The sequence below is a fragment of the Streptomyces tauricus genome, assembly GCF_014650955.1.
GTDB classification, from domain to species: Bacteria; Actinomycetota; Actinomycetes; order Streptomycetales; family Streptomycetaceae; genus Streptomyces; species Streptomyces tauricus.
The window spans coordinates 52,574-75,052 of sequence record NZ_BMVY01000037.1 but is presented as its reverse complement, the minus strand read 5'-3'; the positions used below and the strand labels follow the sequence as shown (position 1 = coordinate 75,052).

Sequence of the window (22,479 nt, the reverse complement as noted above, 5' to 3'; positions counted from 1 at the left end):
CCGAATCGTCAAACCGGTCACGCCCAACCAGCGCACCTCAACAAGATCGTGTTACGAGCTCTAAGGGCTATCCGCCTCACCTCACGCAGCCAGAAACAACGGCACCATGACGAGGCAGCCAGACCAACTGTCGCAAGGGTCCGGTCCTCCAGGAGCAGCGCATCCCGGTCGACGCCGAAGCACCTCTCGCTCACAGGGTGGAACTGTCCCCTCATCTCCACCATCGTGAGTTCATGATGAACGGAGGTGCCCCGCAATCCTGTCAGCGGGCAAGTTCCCCCGTTAGTTCGTCGGCGAGGTCCGGCCGAGGGGTCAGAGGGCGTAGGCGGTGCACCAGGAGCAGGCTCCGTACAGCCACCACATGCGCGGGGGCAAGGCGAGGTGTTCGTGCTCAACTTCCCAGGCATGGGGGCATCTCTGCATGCGCAGGGAACAGACGTCAGTGATGACGCCCAGGACGCCTGCCGAGGGTTCATCCCCGGCATGTGCGGGGACCAGCCTCCGGGCCGTCCAGGTACTCCTGGCCTCGGGGGTCCATCCCCGTGCACGCGGGGAGCAGCTTCGACGCCTTGCCGTACCCGGCGAGGAAGAGGGTCCATACCCGCGTGCGCGGGGAGCAGCCGTGGTGAGCGCCACCGTCCAGCTCATCAGCGGGTCCATCCCCGCGTGCGCGGAGAGCAGACGATCAACAGGCAGGGCAGATCCATTCCCGCGGGTCCATCCCCGCGTGCGCGGGGAGCAGACTGCGTGACCTGGAACTTTACCGTCGCTCCGCTCGGATTCCGAGCAGTTTCATTAATTCCGACAAAAAAGGTCACAACAGATGCCCGCTCGGGTCATAGTGCGCAGCGGGCTCTGCCCGGCGGCAGAGCCATCAGCGGATGATACGGCTTGTCGTGGGCATTGAGTTCACTGCGCTGCCCGTCACAATCGGTCGCTCGCGAGCACCCCGCGCGCCTGCGAGTAGCCAGTTGCAGATCGATGCATGAGGCAGGAGCCGATGAGAGCAGCGGCAGCACCGGCCAGGCCCAGGCGGGCCGACTTTGCGGGAGGTTCTGGGCAGGCTCACCCCGCGTCACTGCGGCCTCTCCGGATCGTCGTGATCGACCTCTTCGGCCCTCTGCGCTGGTGTCCCTTGCGTGCAGTGGAAGCCTGCGGGCCTCTTGGTCGTCTGGTCCGTGAAGGCTGATCTGAGCTGCTGTGAGATCAAGCCTTTGGCACCCGACAGATCAGCGCCCTCCAAACGCGCCTGCGACAACGTCGCTTCGGCCAGATCGACGTCCGGGAGCGTCACCTTGCGCAGGTTGGCTTCCGCGAGGTCCGCCCAGGACAAATCCGCACCTGCGAGCCTTGCCCCCGACAGACCAGCTCCTCTACTGAGGTTGAACTCGGGTTGTCGTAGCCGCTGACAGGGCTTGATCCTCGCGGTACGCCGTTGTCATGAGGTATGCGCAGGGCGGCGGTCTGTCGGATGAGCGTCGGCAGTTCCGTGAGGGGATCCGGTTGAGGGCGGCCGGGCGGTTCACATCTGGTGAGCCGAGTTCGGTGATCGCGAAGGAGTTGCGGGTCAGCGTCCGGTCGGTGCAGCGGTGGCGGCGGGCCTGGGACAGGGGCGGCCCGAGGTCGCTTCGGTCGGCGGGTTCAGCCTCGCCACCGCGGCTGAGTGAGGCCCAGTTCGTGCAGCTGGAGGCGGAGTTGGCCAAGGGGCCTGTCGCGCACGGCTGGCCGGACCAGCGGTGGACGCTGTCGAGGATCAAGACGGTGATCGGCCGTCGGTTCCACCAGAGCTACACCCTGCAAGGGGTGCGCAAGCTGCTGATCCGGCACGGCTTCTCCTGTCAGATCCCGGCAAGGAGAGCCGTCGAACGCGACGAGGAGGCGATCTGGGGCTGGGTGAAGGAGACCTGGCCGCAGGTGGAAGGCCCGCGGCGGCGCTCGACGCATGGATCGTCTTCGAGGACGAGTCCGGCTTCTCGATGACGCCGCCGACCGCCCGCACCTGGGCCAGGCGTGGCCACACGCCAGTCATCCGGGTCCGCGGCCGCTCCCGCCGCCGCATCTCCATCGCTGCCCTGACCTGCTACAAGCCTGGTGAACGCTCTCGGCTGATCTATCGACCGCGCCGTGACGACGGCCGGCGCGACGGACGCAAGAGCTTCGCCTGGACCGACTACCGCGACCTGCTCATCACCGCGCATCAGCAGCTCGGCGGGCCGATCGTGCTCATCTGGGACAACCTCAACGTCCATCTCGCCTACGGAATGCGGCAGTTCATCGCCCGGCAGGACTGGCTCACCGTCTACCAGCTGCCCTCCTACGCACCCGACCTCAACCCCGTCGAGGGCATCTGGTCACTGCTGCGGCGCGGCTGGCTGTCCAACACCGCCTTCACCACCCCCGAGCACCTCATCCAGACCATCCGCCACGGGATGAGGAAGATCCAGTACCGCCCTCACCTCATCGACGGATGCCTCGTCGGCACCGGACTGTCACTCACCTCGACCACATCATGAGTTCAAGCTCAGTAACCGGATCACCAACCCGTCGTCCAGATTTTCTGATCAATACGAGATTTACACGGCGCCAATTCTTGGCGATAGAGTGATTTGCCGCGCGTAAAGATTAATCCCGGCAACTTCGACAGAGACTTCATCCCCAACCCGATATTCCGCGCGACTGGCGACTATCGCGGACTGCGGGATCAGCCCATCCATCCCTTCCGGCAGTGATACATGCACTCCAACGGGTGTCAACATTGCTACGCTCCCAACGACAAGTTTTCCAAAATTTTCGTGTGCAAAGTTTTTAAGAGGATCTTCCTCTAGACCCTTGACGGAAAGGAGTACTTGATCTTGCGTAGGGCTATGGCCGATAACTAGGGCATTCACCTCTTGCCCCTCGCGCATCACTTCCGAGATTTTCGCGTATCTCGTCCACGTAATCTCGGAAGGATTCACAAATCCCGTACAACCCCCAAGATCTACGAAAACGCCGAAGTCTGCGACATCGGAGACGACCCCCTTACAGACATCGCCCTTCTTGAACCTCTGCCCCGTCGGCCAGTTTGCCATGTACGCCTCACAATTCAATCTCGGTACACCTTGAGAACGCCTCGCGAGCGTGGGTGGACGTGCTCCGTATTTCACATACGTCCACCCACGCTCGCTACACCAGCCAGGCTCTCAGTCTCGCCAACTGTAGCCACTGTGGTAGTTTGTCCAACTTGATTCATCAATGAATGAATTGAACCTAGGAATTTCCGCTTGCGGGATTATCCATTCAAATTCGATGGCGCCTCTGGTGTTCTCGTGAGGGGTGCGGTACGCCTCTGGAGGAAACGCCTTCTTGAATCCGGGCCTCATTTTGTACTCCCAGTATCCGTCTTCGAAGATGCCTTGCTTAGCGTACTGTTGGGCCACACCCTCTGATTCTCCAAGGAAGGCTAGTCCTGGCTCGGTGCGGTATTTTGTCTTGGTGGGTGAGTGATTCTCTGGTCGCGGCCCATGACGTTCCGCCTCTTTATTCCCCTTATGTGGAGCGCGATATAGATAGAAGATCTCCTCGTCATCGTCCTGATCAGTCTTGGGTTGTATGGGAACGAGTCTCGCTTCGGGCCCGTCACCGAAAAGCTGATCAATTGCCGAGTCGATGGGATCTTCGAATCCGAGAATTTGCGACGCTAGGCCAATTCCCGCACCAACCGGATTCCGCTTAGCTCCTACCTTAACGCCCCACTTGAGGAGTTCAGTCGCAGCGCCGCCTACCCCTCCCCTCAGCACAGGCGCCGGGCTTGGCCCCGTCTTGAATACAACCGTCGCTGAGGTGCGTCCTCCGCCGGTGCTGACGGTGGTGGTCATCGTGCCAGTTCCGGCGACGCCGCCCGCCGTCGTGTACTGGAATGACTGGGTGTAGGTCTTCGTCGAGTGGTAGACGTAGGTCCCGTTGGGGCCCATGGTCATGTAATCGCGGTAGGTGCCGCCCTTACCGTCGCTGCATCCGCGTTCGCAGTCCGTTATCGGCCTTAGGCCGGTGGGGTCGGACTTGGTGACGGGGGTGTTATTGGCGTAGGCGTAGCCGTTGAGGGATTCGTGGTCCTCGGGGGCGAGCACGGGGTCGACGGAGAGGAATCGTCCGGTGGCCGGATCGTACTCGCGGGCGCCGACGTGTGTGAGTCCGGTGTCGGCGTCGGCGGGTTTGCCGAGGAAGCCCTTGTCGTCGGGCCAGGTCGGCGGTGTCGTTCCGCGGGCCTCGCCGAAGGGCTTGGTGTAGCGGCGGGTGATGGCCTGGGTGGTGGCGTCGACGGTCATCGAGGCGGTGCCGTGGTGGTCGTCGACCATCCAGGACAGGCCGGTCTCCTTGCGGATGGCCGTGGCGTCGCCGGCCGCGTAGTAACGCTGGGCGGTGAACTTGCTGGCGGCGGTGTCGTAGTGGAGTTCCTGGCCGGTCAGGTAGAGGACGGTCTTGCCCGGGCTGCGGCGGATCAGGAGGTCGCCGTTGGCGTCGTAGAGGTAGTCGGTGGTCTTGCTGCCTTCGGTGAGGCGGCTTAGTTCGCCTTCAATGTCCCAGACGAGGTCCTGTGCGGTGCCGGTGGGGCCGTAGCGCTTGGTGGTGTTGCCCTGCTCGTCGTAGGTGTGCGTCTTGGCGGTACCGCCGTTGACGGCCAGCGAGGTCAGGGTGTGGGGCTGGCCCGCGCCATTGGCGTCGACGACGGGGTAGCGGTAGGCGGTCGTCGTGTCACCGGTCGACTTGTGCTCGACCTGGGTGTCGCGGAGGCCGCCGGGCTTGTACGTCCAGCTGGTCCAGTACGGCGCCGGGCCGCCGAGGGCGGACGCCGATCGGGCGGTAGCACAGTCGTTGGAGGACGGGGTCCATGCCTCTGCCAGGCGGCGGTAGCCGTCGTGGGCGAAGCACTGGGTGTCTTTGCCGTTCGCCTTGTCTGTGATCGACTTGACGTTGCCGGTGACGTCGTAGCCGTAGTCGACGTCGCTGGTGTAGCCGGTGTTGGTCTGGTCGACGGTGTGGGTGTTGGCCAGACGGCGGGTGCCGTCCTCGTAGCGGTTGAGGACCTGGAGCTGCTTGGCGCCGGTGGAGGTGCCCAGGCGGGTCTCTTCGATCTCGCCGTAGGGGGAATAGCCGATGTTCTGGACGTAGTCGGTCATGCCGTCGGTGCCGGTGAGCATGCCGAGGCTGTTGTAGCTGTTGGTCACGGTCTCGGCGGGCAGGCCAGCCACCGCGGGCATCGAGGTGGACTGGACGGTGCCGTCGATATTGTAGGCGATGGAGGTGGTGAACGTCTGCGGCGCGCCGGCGATGACCAGGGCGTCGCTGGCGGCGATGACGGTTTTGGTGCCCTGGGGGCGGCCGAGTGCGTCGTAGCCTGTGACGACCTGGGAGTAGATCTTGCCGGTGGTGCCGCCGACATATCGGATCGAGGCCGTCGGGAGGCCCTTGGCCAGGGTGTCGAAGGTGAATTTGGTCAGGCGGTGAGCGTCGTCCTTCACCCCGTCCCACGTGCCGATCTTACGACCCAACTCGTCGTAGTCCGTGATCAGAGTGCGTGGAACCTTGTTCAGCGTTGACGTCACACTGACGGGCTGGTCGAAGTCGTTGTAGCCGGTTGTGACCGTGCCTTTGTCGGGGTCGGTGAAGGTGGTCTGGCGACCGCGCAAGTCATAGCCGTATGTCCAGACCGCGTTGTCCGGGCCGGTCATCTTCTGGAGCTTGCCGCCGGGAGTGTACTCGTACTGGGTGCGGGTGTAGTCGGTGCCGGTCGGCGCGGGGCCGCCGTACTCACGGCGCTCCGTGACCCGACCACGGACGTCGACGACCGTGAGAGTGCCAGTGCCACCCGCTGCGGCGGTGACGGCCGTCCGGTCGCCCTGATTGTCGGTCCTGGTGCGCCACTTCTCCTGGTCGTAGACCCGGAAGATTGATTCGGTGGCGCGGCCAGCGCCGTCGAACACCGCCTCGGTGGAGGCGGGGACGGAGCCGGGGAAGGTGTTGGCCAGGGTGCCGGAGGGAGCGAGGTTGTCGTGGACCTGGCTGTTGGTGATGTAGGCCAGGCCGCGGTCGTCGTAGAGGGTTTCGGAGATTACCCGGCCGCCGTTGGGCGCGGGGGCCTGCTTCTGGCGGGAGCGCAGCAGCCCGTCGAAAATTTCGTAGGAGCTGGTGTAGGTCTGTCCGTCGGCCTTGAGCGTGTTGGTGCGGACCCAGGTCTCTTTGTCGTTGTTGATGCTGTAGGCGTAGACGGTGCTCGCGACGTCGCCGAGGGTGCGGGATCGGTCCGGACCCCAGGTCGAGACCAGGCGGCCGAGCGCGTCGAAAGCCCACTCGCTGACGTTGTTGTTGGCGTTTGTGGCCTTGGTAGCCGTACCCCAGGCCGGGTCCACCACAGTTGTGAGGGTGTACAGCTTGGGGTCGATGGTGATCTTGGACGTCAGCGGGCCGTAGCCGGTGTCGTCGGGAACGTAGGTGGTCTTGACCGTGTTGTTAAGAGCGTCGGTGTCGCTGAGCGGGCGGCCCAGGGCGTCGTAAGTGGAGCCGGTGACCTTCTGGTAGACGGGCGTCTTGTTGACCGGGTCGTAGCTGGAGACCCGGTAGGAGGCGGTGGTGTTCCCCTGAGTGGGTGCCACCCCGACTGCTTGGCTGTCATAGGCCGTGGTGACGTCGGAGAGGACGTCTGCAGGAACCGCCGGAGTGGTGGCGCAGGCGACGGAATAGGACTCGACGCGGCTGACCTTGTTCACAATCCAGGCTGAGGTGTTGCGGGCGTACGAGGTTCGCGTGCAGATCTCGTCACCGGTCTTGGCGGTGTCGCCGCTGTCCTCCACGGTGAGCGGCATGCCATACGTGGAGTCGTACGTGGTCTTCTGCTTGACGGTGCGGGTGCCGGTGGAGATCTTGTTGCGGGTTTCGGTTTCGCTTGCTTGGACGATCCAGGAGTCGGTGGTGCCCCAGTTGTAGGTGTGGTTGCCGGTCTTGTGGGACCAGGGAGTGTTGATGGTGCCGCTGAGTTCTTCGGAGCCGTTGTAGACGACGGTCTCGCGGACGAAGCCAGCGTACTGGCGGGAGTCGTCAATGGCGGTGCCGGTGGAGTCGGTGACCTTCTCCACGCGGGTGGTGCCGTCGAGTTCCTTCTCGCCGTTCAGGCCGCGCATGTAGAGCGTGGACTTCTTGCTCCGCGGACCTTCGGAGTCACCGGAGGTTTCCACGACCTTGCCGTAGCCGCGCCACTGCGACCAGGTGCGGTTGGAGGCCTTGGTCAAGCCTTCGTCGTCGGCGTAGGCCCAGCCGGCGCCGCCCTGGTAGTCGTAGTACTTCTCGCCTGTGTCGCCGTGGCCGTAGGGGTCGTCTTGGAAGACGGAGGTGACGACGTACTTGTGGAACCAGTCGGTGACCGGGGTTGCGCCGGACTGGGACCACTTGACGGGGAAGCAGCGGCGGGTGTTCTTGTCGATGTCCGCCGGCACGCTGGTGCCCCAGATGCAGTCGGGGTCGGAGTAGTTGGCGGTGAGGGTCGAGCCGGTCTCGGACTTGATGGTGCGTACGCGCCACTTGATATAACGCAGGGTGTCCGGGGTGCTGCCTTCGACGTGGTTGGGCATCTGGATGCCGCCGAAGACAACTGGCGGCATCTGCGCCGTGGTGGTGTTGGCCTTGCCGATGTTCTGGATGGACTTCAGCCACAGGCTGGCGGAGGAGGCGTCGCCGGTGTCGGGGAAGCTCTGTTCGAGGTGCCAGCTGTCGACGTCGCGCTGGGTGGTGCCGGTGCCGGTCCACACGGAGGTGGTGATATCGGTCAGGCGCTTGCGGGTGAAGAAGGATGGTCCGATCTGGGTGGTGCACTTGGTGCCAGACGCGCAGATCATGTCGAAGGGCACGTCGGGCCAGTTGGCCTTGGTGTCCTTGGTTAGGCTGGAGCAGCCGCCGGAGACGACGCAGCGCTCGGCGTAGGTAAAGCGGACCTGCTGGGCGGCGGGCTTGGAGTAGAGCAGGTTGCTGCGCAGGCCGTAGTCGATGCGGTTGAGGTATCCGCCGCGGGTGTAAGCGGTGCCGTTGACGGTGGTGTCGGCGTTCTTGGAGTAGTAGTTCGTCTCCTGGGTGTACCAGTAGGCGGAGGCGTTGTCGTGGGTGTCCACGACGTAGTCCAGGTTCCAGCGCCAGGCCTGGTTGCAGGAGGAGTCGGCGAAGCCGGTGGACTTGTAGCAGGGCTCGCCGGAGTCGTCGCCGAAGACCGGAGCGGTCCAGACAGAGTTGGTGACTGGGTCGTCGTCGGCGGTGCCGTTGTCGCTCCAGCCGGGCAGGCGGTGCTTGCCGAAGAAATACTGGATGCCGGAGGCGTCCGTGACCTTCCAGTACTCGGTGTTGTTGTCGCCGTTGCCAGTGGCGCCGGTCAGGTGCTCGACGCGGGTGCCGTCCTCGTTCTTGGCCTTCCACGATCCACCGGAACCCTCAGACAGGGCGGCGGAGTCACAGGCCGTCTTGTCGGCGCAGGCGTTGACCAGCTCCACTGCCTTGCCGTTGAGGACCAGAGTGGCGTTGGCGTACTTCCAGCACTGGTCGCCCTTGCCGGACTGGCCGTCGTCCTTGCAGGAGGCATACTTGCGCTCGATGTAGGACTCAGTGATCGAGAAGCCTTCACCGATCACGGAGGTCTGGTTGTTCTCCCCGGCCGTGCGGCCGTCCACGGAGGCGGAGTTGTAGGAGATCGACAGGTTCGGGGAGGGGCCAGCGGTCGCGGGGGGAACCCGCAGCGGGTAGTTCCATGTGAAGTCGCCCGTGCTGCCGCCAGCCTCCCAAGTCGCGGTCGGCGACAGCGGGGTGGCGCCGTAGTCGCCACCGCCGCCCGAGCTGTCGGCGGCCGCCGCCATCACCATGGGGGCGCCGGCTGCGAGCGTGCGCGCGGGGACGGCGGCTGTCAGTGTCTGTGACGTGGCGTCGTTGCGTCCGCCCGTTACGGCGGTCTGGGTGCGGCAGGACTTCTTCTGCGGGGTGGTCAGCGCACACGCCGGGAGGGTCACCAGACGCAGGCGGGGCCCGAAGTTTCCGCCGTAGACATCGTTGAAGGAGGAGTAGTCCAGCGAGATGCGGAGCCTGTCGGTGTCGCCAGGTGTGCGCGCGGATGCGGCTGCGGCCGGGTCGACGGTGAGCAGGACGCCGTTGACGCCCGCCTTCTTCGCGTCGGTCTGGGAGTGGAGGCTGAGCTTCAGCTTCTCGGCCGGGCCGGTGGCCTTTGCCTCCTTCTTCTTCGCCTTCTTGCCTGCCGGGTCCGTGGGCTCCTGGCCCAGCTTCACCCTCAGCCCACCGACGGTGACGGAGGCTTTGCCGGCGGCCGGGACATCGACGGCGGCTCTGCCGGCCTTCGGCCAGGAGGCCTTCTGCAACCGCTCACGCGTTTCCCGGGAGGCGGAGACCGCTTTGTCCTTGGGAGCCTTGGACGTGCCGGGCTTGAGCACGCCCACCTTGTCGGTCTTCGCGTCGGGCCGGTCCTCCAGCGGCTTGCGGCCTGCCGCCGACTGGGCCTGGGCGGCGAAGTCGTAGCCGACGGGAATCACGACTTGCGGCAGGAGGCTCAGGGAGAGGACGAGTCCGCCACGACCGAGCCAGCGGCGTATGACCGCCCCTGGCACGCGTCTGCGGAAAAGGGATGAAGACACAGTGATGTCCCGATTCTCGAAGGAAGGAATGGGCAGACAGCACTCGGACGGCGGCGTCGGCGCCCGAGCACACCGGCTTCCTCAACGGCGCGTCCGTGCAGCGCACAGACACGTCGTGAGCACAGCGGAAGAGGGCAGGGCGGGGCGAGCCAGGGATCTCTGGCCCGCCCCGCCCTGCTCCTACTGCTGCTCGGTGTTGCGCCGGTTGGCGATGGTGTCGGTGGACGTGGCTCCGGCCCAGACGCGGACACTGTCGATCGTTCCGGGGAAGTAGCGCGCGGCAGCGCCGTTGATCTTCGCCCGGCCGATCTCGAACGCTCCGCTCCCCTGCCAGGGGGCCGAGTACGGCACGCCGTCTTCATCACCCATCAGGGCGCTGTCGACGTAGAGCTTGAGCCCGCCGAGCTTGGAGGTGTCGTCGGGGTCGGCTGCCGCTTGGGCGTCGTAGACGACCGTCAGCATGACCGGGGTGCCCAGCTGGGCCGTGGTGAGGGCCGTGGAGTCACTCCTGGTCCAGGCTGCCCCGGTACCGTCCTTGTCGGGACGGCCGAACGTCCACCGCCCTTGGGTGCTGCCGGCCGGCTGCTCGTACCAGACGCCCCAGGAGGACTGGCTTGTCCCCGACTGGCCGAATACCTGCACCGCGTACGACTTGGTGGTGTCGGCGAGCTTGGCAGGGTCCAGTGACACCCAGGCGGTCGTGGTGAAAGACCCAGCATCGTCGACGATGGGTCCGGTGGCGGTGGCGTATCCGCTGGTGCCGTTCACGGTCATCGTCTGCCTGGTTGTCACCTCTTCGCCGATGTCGGGGTCGCCGGTGGTGAACTGGGTGAGTGCGGCTCCGCTGAGGGTGAGGTTGCGGCCGAAGCCGCTGGTGTCCTTGACGGTGGTGCCGGTCGCGTTGGCCATGTCGGTGGCGTCCCACTTGGCGACGAGCGACGGGACCGGGTCGCCGGCGGTGCCGTCGGTGAGGTCTTCGTCCTCCAGCCAGGCATCGTGGGTCACCTCGGTGTCCGCCAGCGCGCGTGACCAGACGGTCACCTCGTCGATGGTTCCGGCGAAGTTCTCCTTGCCGGTCGCGGCATGCCACAACCGCCCGACCTGCAGGCCGCCGGACGCCTTCCACGGGGTGGCTGTGAACGCCACCGGATTGCCCTGCGCGACGCCGTTGACGTAGAGCTGGAGGGTCTGCGCGGCCGCATCGTAGACGCCCGCCAGGTGGGTCCATGCCTTCAGTACCGGCGGCTTGGCACCGATCGAGCGGATGATCACAGGGTCGGCGACATCGGTCTGATGCCGGTTGAAGATCCAGGCGTTGTAGGTGGTCGAGTAGTACAGCTGGAACCCGGAAGCGTTCGCTCCCGCCTGCGACAGGACCGTGTAGTTGACGTCCTTCTTCTCCAGACGTGCCCAGGCCGAGACGGTGAAGGACTTGGTGGTGTCCAGGACCGCACCGGAGGTCGAGAGGTAGGCGCTGGTGCCGTTGAGCTTCGCCGCGCCGGCCCCGTTGCGGGACAGGGTGTCCCAGGTACCTCCCGAGGAGGTCAGCGGGTGCGCGGTGGCGGTGGTGGAATCGGTGAGCCCGTTGTCCAGGTGCCAGATCCCTGAGGGCTTCTCGGCGCCCTTGACCAGGAAGCTGTAGTAGCCGGTGAGCGAGCTGTGCCCGGCCGCGTCGTAGCCCCAGACCTGAATGGTGTTCTCACCGGCCTGATTCGGCGTGATCGTCTGGGTGGTGGCCGTGCCCTTGGGGACATTGATCGGGGCAGAGACGGCGCCGCTGTTCAACTTCCACCTGTAGCTGACCACGTCGGACTGAATGCCGTCTGTAGTGGAGTTGGTGTCCGCAGGCGTGAACGTGAACTTACCCGCCGTGCCCACCCCGCCCGCGGCCGGCTCGGTCTCGGCAGGCTTGTACACGCCGTCCGCGCTGGATACCACCGGAGGCGGCGGCGAGTCGGTGTCGACCCGGAAGTAGCACCAGGACGACCACGACGAGTCCAGCACACCCGTGGCGCCCCGGTCCGTCTTGTAGTACGCCTGGGTCTTGGCCCGCATCCGGTAGTCCGTCTGCGCCGGAAGTGTGCTTGAAGTCGCGGTGCGTGCGGCGTTGTCAGCCACCCAGGCGCCGTCCGGGGAGGTCGCAGACCAGGTGCGGCTGGAGCCGTCGGCCTTCCACACCTCGAACATGGCGCGCAACTGAGCGTTGGAGCCGTCGGCCGACTGCACCGTGGCAAGCATCTTCGGCGTACTGTCACCAGTGGCGAAGGGCAGCGAAGACGCGTTGCAGGCCCGTCCGGTCGTGCCCTGCTGGACACCGTAGGAAGTCGGCTTGCCCGGATAGGACACGTACGTCACCGACAGTTTCGCATCCTTGCGGAACCGCGCCCAGGCGCCTCCGTCGGACTCGTCGTGCGCGGTCAGCGAGAAGGTGATCTGCGACTTCTTGTCCGCGGCATAGGACGCCAGCGTCGTCGTCAGATTCTCGTTCGTCTCCTCGTCCACGTTGTCGCTGAAGCGCACCCAGTTGGCTGGCTGTGGAGGCGTGCACAGGCCACCCCGCCCATAGGCCACATACCGGTCCCCCATCAAATCCACCTCGGCGGGACGAGAGGACCAGGTGGTGCTGGAGGCAATGCCCTTGTCCACACGACTCAGGTCGTACCAGTGCGGCTCACAGGTGAACGTCCACTCCTGGTACACCTCCATCGTCGCGTCCAGGACCTTCTTGCCGTGGATCGACGACAGCGGGTACTCGAAGTACATGCGCTGGGTGTACGGGCTGTTAGAGCAGAGGTAGCCCGCATAGTTGGAGCAGCGCCCCACACCCTTGTCCCCGTCGAACTCCCAGTACTTGGAGCCGTTGGAGGCCAGAGCCGTCCAGTCCCCCAGCGAGATGCCCTTGGTCGGCGGGTCGATGTAGAGAGGGAAAACAGTGTCTTTGCCATGGAGCAGAGCCGGATCAGGCGTGATCTTCAAAGTGGTGCCGGCGATGTCGAGCGGGAGCTCGGCTTTCGCGTCACCGCTGCTGGGCCCCTCCGACGGAGCGGGCTCACCCTTGGCGGCGGGCAGCGGAGTTATCTCCTGCACATCCTCAGCCGTTGCTTCTGCGGAAGAAGCGGAGCGGCCAAGCAGTGGGCTGCCACCAGCAGTAGCCGGAGTGTCACCGGCCGAGTCCCACATCCGCCCGGCCGGGCTCTCGAAGACCGGTGTTCCGTTCCCGTCGCGTGCGATGAAACCGCCGTCGGCCGTCGGGGCGATGTCCAGGCTGCCACCGGAAACGGTCATCCTGATGGTGGCGAGCGCCGGATTCTCCGCTGCCTGCGCAGTCTTGACCACGAGCACCGAGGTGTAGCCGGTGCTCAGCGCAGTCAGTTCCAGATCCACGCCCGGGAGCACATCAGCGTAGGTGGCGGTGGCGTCGTCCAGCTGGGGTTTGGGCAGCGCAGCGGGCCAGCCGAGCTGCAGCTTGTGCCCCTGGCCCTTGAGCGTGACCAGTCCCTCACCGCTGCCGCCGTCCGAAAAAGTGACACCGGCCGTGGTGTTCTTGGCCCGGACAAAGCCGTCCGCCTCACGCACCAAGGTGGTGTCAATGGGGGCCCAACTGCCGTCGTCCTGTCGAGCGCGAACGGGAGCGGCGTTCATCTCCTGGGTGAAAGTACCGTCCGGATTTGCGACGACCTGAGATGAGTCGGTGGTGGCCGCATCCACGGTCACCTTCTCGCCGGTCTTCGCTGCGAGCTCGCTTGCTTTCGACTCCGGAGTTCTGTCAGCCGCCACCGCAGCCGGCCCATCATCGGCGAGCCGGGGCGTCGCCCCGGCTTCGCCCATCGGAACCGCACCCCCCAGGAGTGCGACGGCTATTACCCCACTTCGCGCCGCTTGACGCCAGCCGTGCCGCCCTATGTGCGTGAACACGCCCCACCCGTTCTCTTAAATTTTCCTTATGAGAGCCGTGAAGATCATGTGTCCATCGATCACACCGGTCAATGGTGTCGCATCTCACACTGGCCTCTTACGGACTTGATGTTTGGCCACGCCTGTTGATCCGACGGTCATCGCGAAAGAACCTGCAGGCAGACGGCGGCTGTGGGGGCCAGCTCCTAACACCGGGACTCCAGATGCCGTTCCAGCAGCGACCGAAAATGATCGGCCGTCTCAGCGTGTGAGGCTGCATCTCTGGAGGCGGTAGCCCTGCTCAGTGCACGGGTCTCGCCGAGTATGGCAACCATCCACCAGGTGCTGAACGCCGCCTGCTCCGGAGGGCTTACCGACCTGCTCGGATTCGATCCGACTAGGCTGAGGCTCTCAAGATGGACGGCCACACCTCGCTGAATGCTTCGCCGCTTCCATGGTCACTGTCCAACGACGTCGACAGCCACGTCACCGTGTGGATCATCAACGGGCTGCCGAACGGCGGATACTCAACCGCGACAGCCCAACTGCGATTGCGAGCCGTACCCGGCTTCTGCGCCGAACTGACCCCACTGGAATCTAGAGGCAATGCCGTGACCCTGTTGGTGATCTTGGGCGGTCGGGTGCTGCCGTATCCGGCTATACGTGATCGTGTGAACGCCGTCGGGGTGTTGCAGGCCGTGGGCCCAACCGGTGTCGTCCTGCAACACCAGCCGACCGCGGCCCGGGCCGACGCAGCGGAAGGCGTCCCAGTGAAGGCCAGGAGCGTCGTGATCTGGCGTCGGCAGTCGCGTCCACCCGTACGGCGCCGGGCGGGATACCGCGGCCGGCGAGTTCTTGATCAACGTCCCGGGCGTTGGGCCAGTGCAGCAGGGCTCCAGCGCTCCGGGCGGGTGAAGCAACACCAGTTCTCACCTCCAGATCAGGCGACCCACCGCGGCGCGCCAACAACGCGGCACGATGTATCAGGATCGTCGAGGCCACCCCGATCACCAATTATTGAAATAATCCATAATCGACCCCGATTCGACCCCGCGCCCCGAAGCGCACACGATCAAGGTTCTGACCTGCACAAATACGCTGCAGGGGGATCGATCCCCTTTACGGCCGGTAGTTGTGGAAGAAGGGCGTGTGCCGGCCGCCCTCGTCCTTCGACAGGATGTACGCCCTCGCCTCGAACTCGGCGTGCGGCGTGACCGAACCCGGCCTGATGACGACCTGCCCGCGCTCGACCTCCTCGCGCTTCACACCCCGCAGGAGCAGCCCGACGTTCTCCCCGGCCCGGCCCTCGTCGAGCAGCTTGCGGAACATCTCGACGCCCGTGACCGTCGTCTTCGTCTTCTCCTCGTGGATGCCGATGATCTCCACCTCCTGGTTGATCTTCAGCACCCCGCGTTCGATGCGGCCGGTGACGACCGTGCCGCGGCCCGTGATGGTGAAGACGTCCTCGATCGGCATCAGGAAGGGCCGGTCCACGTCACGCACCGGCTCGGGCACGAACTCGTCGACGGCGGCGAGGAGTTCGAGGACGGACGCGGTCCACCGCTCGTCGCCCTCCAGCGCCTTGAGCGCGGAGACCCGTACGACGGGGACGTCGTCGCCCGGGAACTCGTACTCGGTGAGCAGCTCGCGCACCTCCAGCTCGACCAGTTCGAGGATCTCCTCGTCGTCGACCATGTCCGTCTTGTTCAGCGCGACGACGATGTACGGGACGCCGACCTGCCGTGCCAGCAGGACGTGTTCCTTGGTCTGCGGCATCGGCCCGTCGGTCGCAGCGACCACGAGGATCGCGCCGTCCATCTGCGCCGCTCCCGTGATCATGTTCTTGATGTAGTCGGCGTGTCCCGGGCAGTCGACGTGCGCGTAGTGCCGCCGCTCCGTCTGGTACTCGACATGCGCGATGGAGATCGTGATCCCGCGCTGCCGCTCCTCGGGCGCCTTGTCGATCTGCTCGAACGGCGTGTACGGGTTGAGGTCGGGGAACCTGTCGTGCAAGACCTTCGTCACGGCCGCCGTGAGGGTCGTCTTGCCGTGGTCGATGTGACCGATGGTGCCGATGTTGACGTGCGGCTTGGTCCGCTCGAACTTGGCCTTCACCACTGCAAGCCCTCCTGATCGCCGGGTGACACGAGCGTGCTCCGCCCGGTCCGCTCCGCTCGGTCCGCTCTGCTCGGTCCGCTCTCCTCGCCTGTTCGGTACTTATTCGGTACTGCCGTTCGGACGCCCTGTCCACGCAACGGAAAACAGGTAGCGGCCGACCCATGCGAACGGGCCATCATGCCCATGGACCACTCACCGACCTCAGGAGCGCGCATGCGCCGATTTTTCGGAACCCCTCGCCCCCACCGGACGATCGTTCTTGAGGACCCGACCACGCATGAACTCCTGGCACCCCGCGCGCCCCTCGCGCACCCTGAACATCGGCATCCTGGCCCACGTCGACGCCGGTAGGACCAGCCTCACCGAGCGGCTGCTCTTCGACGCCGGTGTCATCCACCGGCTCGGCAGCGTCGACTCCGGCGACACCCGCACGGACGACGGCGCGATCGAACGGCAGCGCGGCATCACCATCCGCTCGGCCGGTCCGGCTACGCCCCGCCGCTCGGCACGGCGGGTGACTTCCGCGGGCTCACGCCGGTGGTGTTGCACCGCGCTCTGGAGCACGCGCATACACGGGTGTACGAGCCGTACCACTCCTTCGAGGCCGACCTGCCCCTCGACGCGCTCGCCCCCGTCACGACCCGACTCGCGTCCTGCGGGACGGAGTTCGGGGAGACGACGGGCGGTAGCACCTCGTGGCTGGTCACGGGCCGGTTGCCCGCCCGGCACGTACGTGACATCGAGCTGCGGCTGCCCGGTCTGACGCACGGCGAGGGCGTCTGGTGGTCACGGCCCTCGGGGGACCGCCCCCTCCGGTGACCGGCGGGAGGGGCGGATCGCGCGGCCCGCGCGGCACACGCGGGCGGAGGAGCACACCAACGTGGCTGTCTGGCTGGGCATTTGAGGGGCAGAAGGAAGGAGGAAGGAGGACGGTCCACATGACGACGTCTCTTAAGCGCATGCCCGGATGGGCGAAGGTCGTGAGTGCCGTCGTGCTGGTTCTGGTGGTGCTCTTCGCCGGTCTGCGGTGGAGCCTGCTGCCCGGACTGGGCGACGTGTTCCGCGAGGAGACCCACGACCGGACGGGCCCCACGCTGCTCAAGTCCATCCAGGACATCAGCCGTTACGACGCCGCCTCGGGCAACTTCCAGGTGGTGGTGGATCTGGAGAAGGACACCAAGTACCTGCCGGACGCGGTCCGGGGCACCCGCACGCTGTACGTGGGCGCGGGCACCGTCGACTCCTATGTCGACCTCGGAAAGATCCGCGACAAGGATGTGCAGGTCAACAAGGACCGCACAGCGGCCACGCTCAGGCTCCCGCACGCAGCCCTGGGCAAGCCGGCACTGGACCCCGACCACTCGTACGCCGTCTCCAAGCAGCGCGGTCTCCTCGACCGGCTCGGCGATGTCTTCTCGGACAACCCGAACGACGAGCGGGCCGTGCAGCGGCTCGCCGCCCGGCACATCGGTGACGCCGCGAAGGACAGCGAGCTGACCGCCCGCGCCGAGGAGAACACCACCGGCATGCTCAAGGGTCTGCTGGGCTCGCTCGGGTTCAAGGAGGTGCGCGTGACCTACGGGACCTGAGCCCTCGGTCGGGTGCCGTCCACCTGGTCGGCACTCCGCACAAGACCACCCGCACGACCACGCACAAGACCGCGCACAAGGCAGTGCGCAAGACAATGCACGAGACAATGCACGAGACAGTGCGCAAGACCGCGCCCGCGAGCAGCCAAGCGCAGCTCGCGGGCGCGGGCGCGTCCCGGCCCGAATGCTTCCAACCGGCCTGTCGCAGCGGCATCTTCGACCGATCAAAGGGTATGCGGGTTCCACTACACCGCAGTCCCAAACTGGAGGGTTGCATGGCCCGCGAAGCGCTACGCCCCCGCACCGCCTTTTCTTTCCGCTCCGCGTCACGCTCGGGCCCCGAGAAGACGGCTTCCGACGCCCCCAAGCCGCGCTTCCGCCTCGGCGCGAAGGCCGGCCGGCCGTCGTCGAAAGCGCCCCACAAACCGTCGTCCAAGCCGCCGCGCTCGCCCTCCTCGAAGGTGGCCCGCGAGCGGCGCCGGCCTCCCCTGGTCGTCCGCATACTCGTCGTCCTGCTGGCCTTCGCCGCGATGGTGGCCTTCGCCGCCGTACTGGCCAAGCTCACGCTGCAGCCGTCGCCGGCCTCCGAGGCGCTGACGCACAACAACATCCACCCGGGGCGCTCACTGCGCGCCTACCTCGACCAGCCCGAGCTGCGGGACGCGGTCAAGCAGATCGGCGGCAACATCGTCCTCGGCATCCCCTTCGGTGTGCTGCTGCCGCTGCTGGTGCCCAAGGCGCGCGGCATCCTGCGCGTGACCCTGCTGACCGCCCTGGCCATGCTGCTCGTCGAGGTGGTGCAGGGGACGTTCATCACCGGCCGTGCCTTCGACATCGACGACGTCATCCTCAACACCTCCGGCGCCCTGATCGGGTATCTGCTCCTCGGCCGGCGGATGAGCCGCGCCGTGCATCCGCGGCGACGCGACCGCAAGGCCGCCACGGCCTGAGGCCGTCCGGGCGGCCGGGGCGGGGGGTCCGCGGGGTGTGAACAGCTGGTCTGTACCAGAGTCTTGACGCACCCCTTACTTCACTTCTTAAATCAAGAGTCGAAGCGCGTACCCCCCACCTCAGTCGGCTCCTCCCCCACGGGGATCGCCGTACGGAAGGGAGAAGTCGTGGACTCCCCACGCCTGCTCCGCAGATACCTTCTCGCCGCCCTGTCCGCCGTACTCCTCGGGTCCGTCGCGGTCGGCCCCGCGCAAGCGGATCCGGCACGGGCCGCACACGCACAGGCGGACCCCGCTCCGCGCGCCGCCGCGGCGGTGACGTTCCAGGACACCTTCGACGGTGCCGCCGGTTCGGCCCCCAACTCCTCGAAGTGGCAGATCGAGACCGGCGACAACGTCAACAACCATGAGCGGCAGTACTACACGGCCGGCAACAACAACGCGAAGCTCGACGGCCAGGGCCACCTGGTCATCGAGGCCCGCCGCGAGAACCCGAACAACTACCAGTGCTGGTACGGGCGTTGCGAGTACACCTCGGCCCGCCTCAACACCTCGGGGAAGTTCACCACCACCTACGGACGGGTCGAGGCCCGGCTGAAGGTGCCGCGCGGGCAGGGCATGTGGCCCGCGTTCTGGATGCTGGGCAACGACATCGGACAGGTCGGCTGGCCCAACTCGGGCGAGATCGACATCATGGAGAACGTCGGCTTCGAGCCCGGAACGGTGCACGGCACACTGCACGGCCCCGGTTACTCCGGCTCCGGCGGCATAGGCGCCGGCTACTCGCTGCCCGGCGGACAAGCCTTCGCGGACGCCTTCCACACCTTCGCCGTCGACTGGTCGCCCGAGCGGATCACCTGGTCCGTGGACGGCACCGTCTACCAGACCCGCACCCCCGCCGACCTGGGCGGCAGGCAGTGGGTGTTCAACAAGCCGTTCTTCCTGATCCTGAACCTCGCGGTGGGCGGCTACTGGCCGGGCGACCCGGACGGCTCGACCCCGTTCCCCTCGCAGCTCGTCGTGGACGAGGTGAAGGTGACGACGGGCGAGGGCGCGGGCGGCGGCTCGGCCATCAGGGGCCTCGCGGGCAAGTGCGTGGACGTGGCGGGGGCGAATCCCGCCAACGGCACGCCCGTTCAGCTCTACGACTGCAACGGCACCGCGGCCCAGCAGTGGACCGTGGGCTCCGACGGCACGATCCGGGCGCTGGGCAAGTGCCTGGACGCCGCCGGCGGTGGCACGGCGGACGGTACGCCGGTCCAGCTCTGGGACTGCGCGGGCGTACCCGCACAGCAGTGGGTGGTCTCCGGGGCCCGCGACATCGTGAATCCGCAGGCGAACAAGTGCCTGGACGTCACGGGCAACAACTCGGCCAACAACACCCGGCTGCAGCTGTGGACCTGCACGGGGGCGGCCAACCAGAAGTGGACGGTCGGCTGAGAAGCGGAGAAACGGAGAAACGGAGAAACGGAGAACAAGCTACGGGCTGGGCCCGGGCCGGGTGATCCCCGGCCCGGGCCCAGCCCGTAGGTACGAAGCCCGCGCGTGGCCCGGGTGCCATGAGGCACGTCCGCCCCGGTCGAGCGTGCCACTCCCCTCCTCGGGCCACGCGCACCGCGAGATCAAAATGCCCTGGCCGGAATGAGTCCATGCACGGCGGTGTCCGCCCGCGGGGTGTGCCGATGCGCGGGGTCACGCCACCCGCGACCGGCTCACCACGGCGCGAAAGGCACTGCTCGACGCGCCCCCGTCGGGCCCCTCGAACCCACCGAACCCTTTTCGGGCCCTTTTCGAACCCGTCGGGGGCCGTCAGGTCCGTCGGGATTCACCCGGACGCCCCGCCGCCCGCCGCACGGCTATCGCAGATGCCAGGTGAGCTTGTCCCCGCCGACCCAGCGGACCACGGCCGGGTCGTCGGCGTCGTGCACCGGGATGCCGTACGCCGCGGCGGCCACCAGGACATCCGTGAAGCTCTTGGCCTCACCGATGACGGCGCCGTCGATCTCCACGATCCGGAAGGGCGGATCGCCGGGCTGCACGCCCAGGACCGTGATCCGCGGGTACGAGATGTGAGGGCTGGCGATTTCAGTCATGATCCCACCGGTTCCACACGCGTGCCGCCGATAAGCCTGCCCGGGCGGCGCTGTCGGTCGTCGTGGCGCTCGGCGGCGCCGGCGTGGCCGTGGCCTTACCTGTCGTTATGAGGTTCCTTCATGGTGGCACAGGGCAGGTCGGTCGGCTGCCGTGCGGACCGGGCCCGGCTGGGCCACGCTGGAGCCATGGACCCGGCCGAGGCGCTGGACCGTATCGCCTTCCTGCTGGAGCGGTCCCAGGCCCCCACCTATCGCGTACGGGCGTTCCGCACCGCGGCGGACGTCGTCACGGAGCTGTCCGCCGACGAGGTGGCCCGCAGGGCGGCCGAGGGGTCGCTGGAGTCGCTGAAGGGCATCGGGCCGAAGACCGCGCAGGTGGTGCGCGAGGTGCTGGCCGGACAGCTGCCCGGCTATCTGGAGAAACTGGAGCAGGACGCCGCACACCCCCTCGTCCTGGGCGGCGAGGAGCTGGCGGCCCTGCTGCGCGGCGACTGCCATCTGCACTCGGACTGGTCGGACGGCGGCAGCCCCATCGAGGAGATGGGCCGCGCCGCGGCACGGCTCGGGCACGAGTGGGCGGTCCTCACGGATCACTCGCCGCGCCTGACGGTGGCCCGCGGGCTGTCCCCCGAGCGGCTGCGGGAGCAGCTGGACGTGGTGGCGGAGCTGAACGAGCGCTGGGCGCCCTTCCGGCTGCTCACCGGTATCGAGTGCGACATCTTCGACGACGGGTCGCTCGACCAGGAGCCTGAGCTGCTGGAGCGGCTCGACGTCGTCGTGGTGTCGGTGCACTCCAAGCTGCGGATGAACGCGACCGCGATGACCCGCCGGATGATCGCCGCCGTACGGAATCCGCACTCGGACGTGCTGGGGCACTGCACGGGGCGGCTGGTCACCGGCCGGGGGCGGCCGGAGTCGGAGTTCGACGCGGACGCCGTGTTCGCCGCCTGCGCCGAGACGGGCACGGCGGTCGAGATCAACAGCCGCCCCGAACGCCTCGATCCACCGCGGCGGCTGCTGCGCCGGGCGGTCGCGGCGGGCGTGCTCTTCTCCGTCGACACCGACGCGCACGCCCCCGGACAGCTCGGGTGGCAGGTGTACGGATGCGCGCGGGCCGAGGAGTGCGGGGTGCCCCCGGAGCGCGTGGTGACCACCTGGTCCGCGGAGGAACTGCTGGCCTGGACGCGGGATCGGGTGACTCCCGCGGGCGTACGGGCCCTGTGACGCGGTACTGGGATACCTGGACAACGCGACACCGCGGCGAAGGGACGATGTATGGAGCGGGCGGCCGTATTCGATGTGGACGGCACTCTTGTCGACACCAACCATCTGCATGTGACGGCCTGGTGGGAGGCGTTCAGACAGGCCGGGCACGACGTGTCGATGCACGACGTCCACCGGGCCGTGGGCCTCGGTTCCGACGACCTGATCGGGCATCTGCTGGGCGAGGAGCGGGACACCGGGCAGGACGACGCGATCAGCGCCGCCCACAAGACCCTCTACGGCACGTACTTCGAGCGGCTGCGCCCGTTCCCCGGCACCGGTGACCTGCTGCGACGCCTCGACAGCGAGGGCTGGACCGTCGTGCTCGCCACCTCGGCCGGCGGGGCGGAGCTGGCGGCGCTCCGGCGGGCCATCGACGCCGACGACGTCATCAGGGCGACGGCGAGCTCCGACGACGTGGACTCCGGGAAGCCCGCACCCGATCCGGTGGAGCACGCCCTGGAACTCGCCGGAGCCTCGGCCGAGCACTCGTTCTTCGTCGGTGACACGGTCTGGGACATGCGCGCGGGCACCCGGGCGGGTGTCCTGTGCGTGGGAGTGCTGTGCGGCGGCATCCCGCGCGGCGATCTGGAGAAGGCCGGGGCCAGCTCCGTCTACCGGGACCCGGCCCATCTCCTGGCGTCACTGTCCAAGAGCCCGCTGGTGGCGGAAGGCTGAGCGGGTCGTGACGCAGATCACGATCGGCACCGCCCCGACCTGGGAACACCCGTCGGTAGTTTCCCGTTAAATCAGCTGTGGGTGCGGATGGGACAGTGTCCCCGGGCCTCACCTATCGCCCACAGGGAAGATCGTTCGGCTGAAGCCCTGTGGAGCACACCGCCGAGAGGCGACCGCCATCCGTGGCCACCCACAGACGGCCCCGACCGCGATTCCCCCGTCCGGTCGGGGCCTTTCC

11 protein-coding genes and 3 pseudogenes are annotated in these 22,479 nt (G+C 66.9%); 8 read left to right on the top strand and 6 right to left on the bottom strand.

Annotated features, from left to right (window positions below; genetic code table 11):
* Positions 1–1,075: 1,075 nt before the first annotated feature.
* Positions 1,076–1,363: a pentapeptide repeat-containing protein gene (locus IE278_RS35395; protein WP_281403204.1), complete on the bottom strand. Its 288-nt coding sequence runs from the start codon at positions 1,361–1,363 to the stop codon at positions 1,076–1,078.
* A gap of 77 nt (positions 1,364–1,440) precedes the next feature.
* Here IE278_RS35395 and IE278_RS43430 point away from each other — a divergent pair.
* A protein-coding gene (locus tag IE278_RS43430; protein ID WP_444546119.1) for an IS630 family transposase occupies positions 1,441–2,513 on the top strand; the annotation gives its coding sequence in 2 pieces (ribosomal slippage) (positions 1,441–1,899 and positions 1,902–2,513; 1,071 coding nt in all).
* A 60-nt stretch (positions 2,514–2,573) separates the two neighbouring features.
* On the opposite strand, the gene IE278_RS35380 is transcribed toward IE278_RS43430, so the two are convergent.
* The 4 genes and pseudogenes from IE278_RS35380 to tuf all read right to left on the bottom strand — a co-directional run.
* Positions 2,574–3,071, bottom strand: a complete 498-nt coding sequence (locus IE278_RS35380) for a S1 RNA-binding domain-containing protein (RefSeq protein WP_189778656.1) — start codon at positions 3,069–3,071, stop codon at positions 2,574–2,576.
* A gap of 111 nt (positions 3,072–3,182) precedes the next feature.
* A complete protein-coding gene (locus tag IE278_RS35375) occupies positions 3,183–9,554 on the bottom strand; it encodes an RHS repeat domain-containing protein (protein ID WP_246571178.1) in 6,372 nt (2,123 codons plus the stop codon).
* A 282-nt stretch (positions 9,555–9,836) separates the two neighbouring features.
* Positions 9,837–13,484 (bottom strand): laminin G domain-containing protein, encoded by a 3,648-nt coding sequence (locus tag IE278_RS35370; protein ID WP_189778653.1) that lies wholly within the window; start codon positions 13,482–13,484, stop codon positions 9,837–9,839.
* A 1,188-nt stretch (positions 13,485–14,672) separates the two neighbouring features.
* Positions 14,673–15,668 (bottom strand): annotated as a pseudogene (tuf, locus tag IE278_RS35365) (elongation factor Tu); the annotation flags it as partial.
* 277 nt (positions 15,669–15,945) lie between these two features.
* Here tuf and IE278_RS43305 point away from each other — a divergent pair.
* The 5 genes and pseudogenes from IE278_RS43305 to IE278_RS35345 form a co-directional block, all read left to right on the top strand.
* Positions 15,946–16,149 (top strand): annotated as a pseudogene (locus IE278_RS43305) (GTP-binding protein); the annotation flags it as partial.
* Positions 16,143–16,487, top strand: a pseudogene (locus tag IE278_RS42580) (GTP-binding protein); the annotation flags it as partial. The pseudogenes IE278_RS43305 and IE278_RS42580, both read left to right, overlap by 7 nt.
* 119 nt (positions 16,488–16,606) lie before the next feature.
* Entirely contained in the window at positions 16,607–17,257 is a 651-nt protein-coding gene (locus tag IE278_RS35355; RefSeq protein WP_189778651.1) for a DUF4230 domain-containing protein, read from the top strand.
* A 275-nt stretch (positions 17,258–17,532) separates the two neighbouring features.
* Positions 17,533–18,207 carry a VanZ family protein gene (locus tag IE278_RS35350; protein WP_189778650.1) on the top strand — a complete coding sequence of 225 codons (675 nt, stop codon included), beginning with the start codon at positions 17,533–17,535 and terminating at the stop codon, positions 18,205–18,207.
* 168 nt (positions 18,208–18,375) lie between these two features.
* On the top strand, positions 18,376–19,647 hold the full coding sequence (locus IE278_RS35345) for a glycoside hydrolase family 16 protein (RefSeq protein ID WP_189778649.1): 1,272 nt from the start codon (positions 18,376–18,378) through the stop codon (positions 19,645–19,647).
* 416 nt (positions 19,648–20,063) lie between these two features.
* Here the strand turns inward: IE278_RS35345 and IE278_RS35340 are convergent, their stop codons facing one another.
* Complete coding sequence (locus IE278_RS35340; RefSeq protein WP_189778648.1) at positions 20,064–20,300, bottom strand: hypothetical protein; 237 nt, start codon at positions 20,298–20,300, stop codon at positions 20,064–20,066.
* A 186-nt stretch (positions 20,301–20,486) separates the two neighbouring features.
* Between IE278_RS35340 and IE278_RS35335 the strand changes: the two genes are divergently transcribed.
* Positions 20,487–21,524 (top strand): PHP domain-containing protein, encoded by a 1,038-nt coding sequence (locus IE278_RS35335; RefSeq protein WP_189778669.1) that lies wholly within the window; start codon positions 20,487–20,489, stop codon positions 21,522–21,524.
* 51 nt (positions 21,525–21,575) lie between these two features.
* A complete protein-coding gene (locus tag IE278_RS35330; RefSeq protein WP_189778647.1) occupies positions 21,576–22,241 on the top strand; it encodes an HAD family hydrolase in 666 nt (221 codons plus the stop codon).
* Positions 22,242–22,479: the final 238 nt, after the last annotated feature.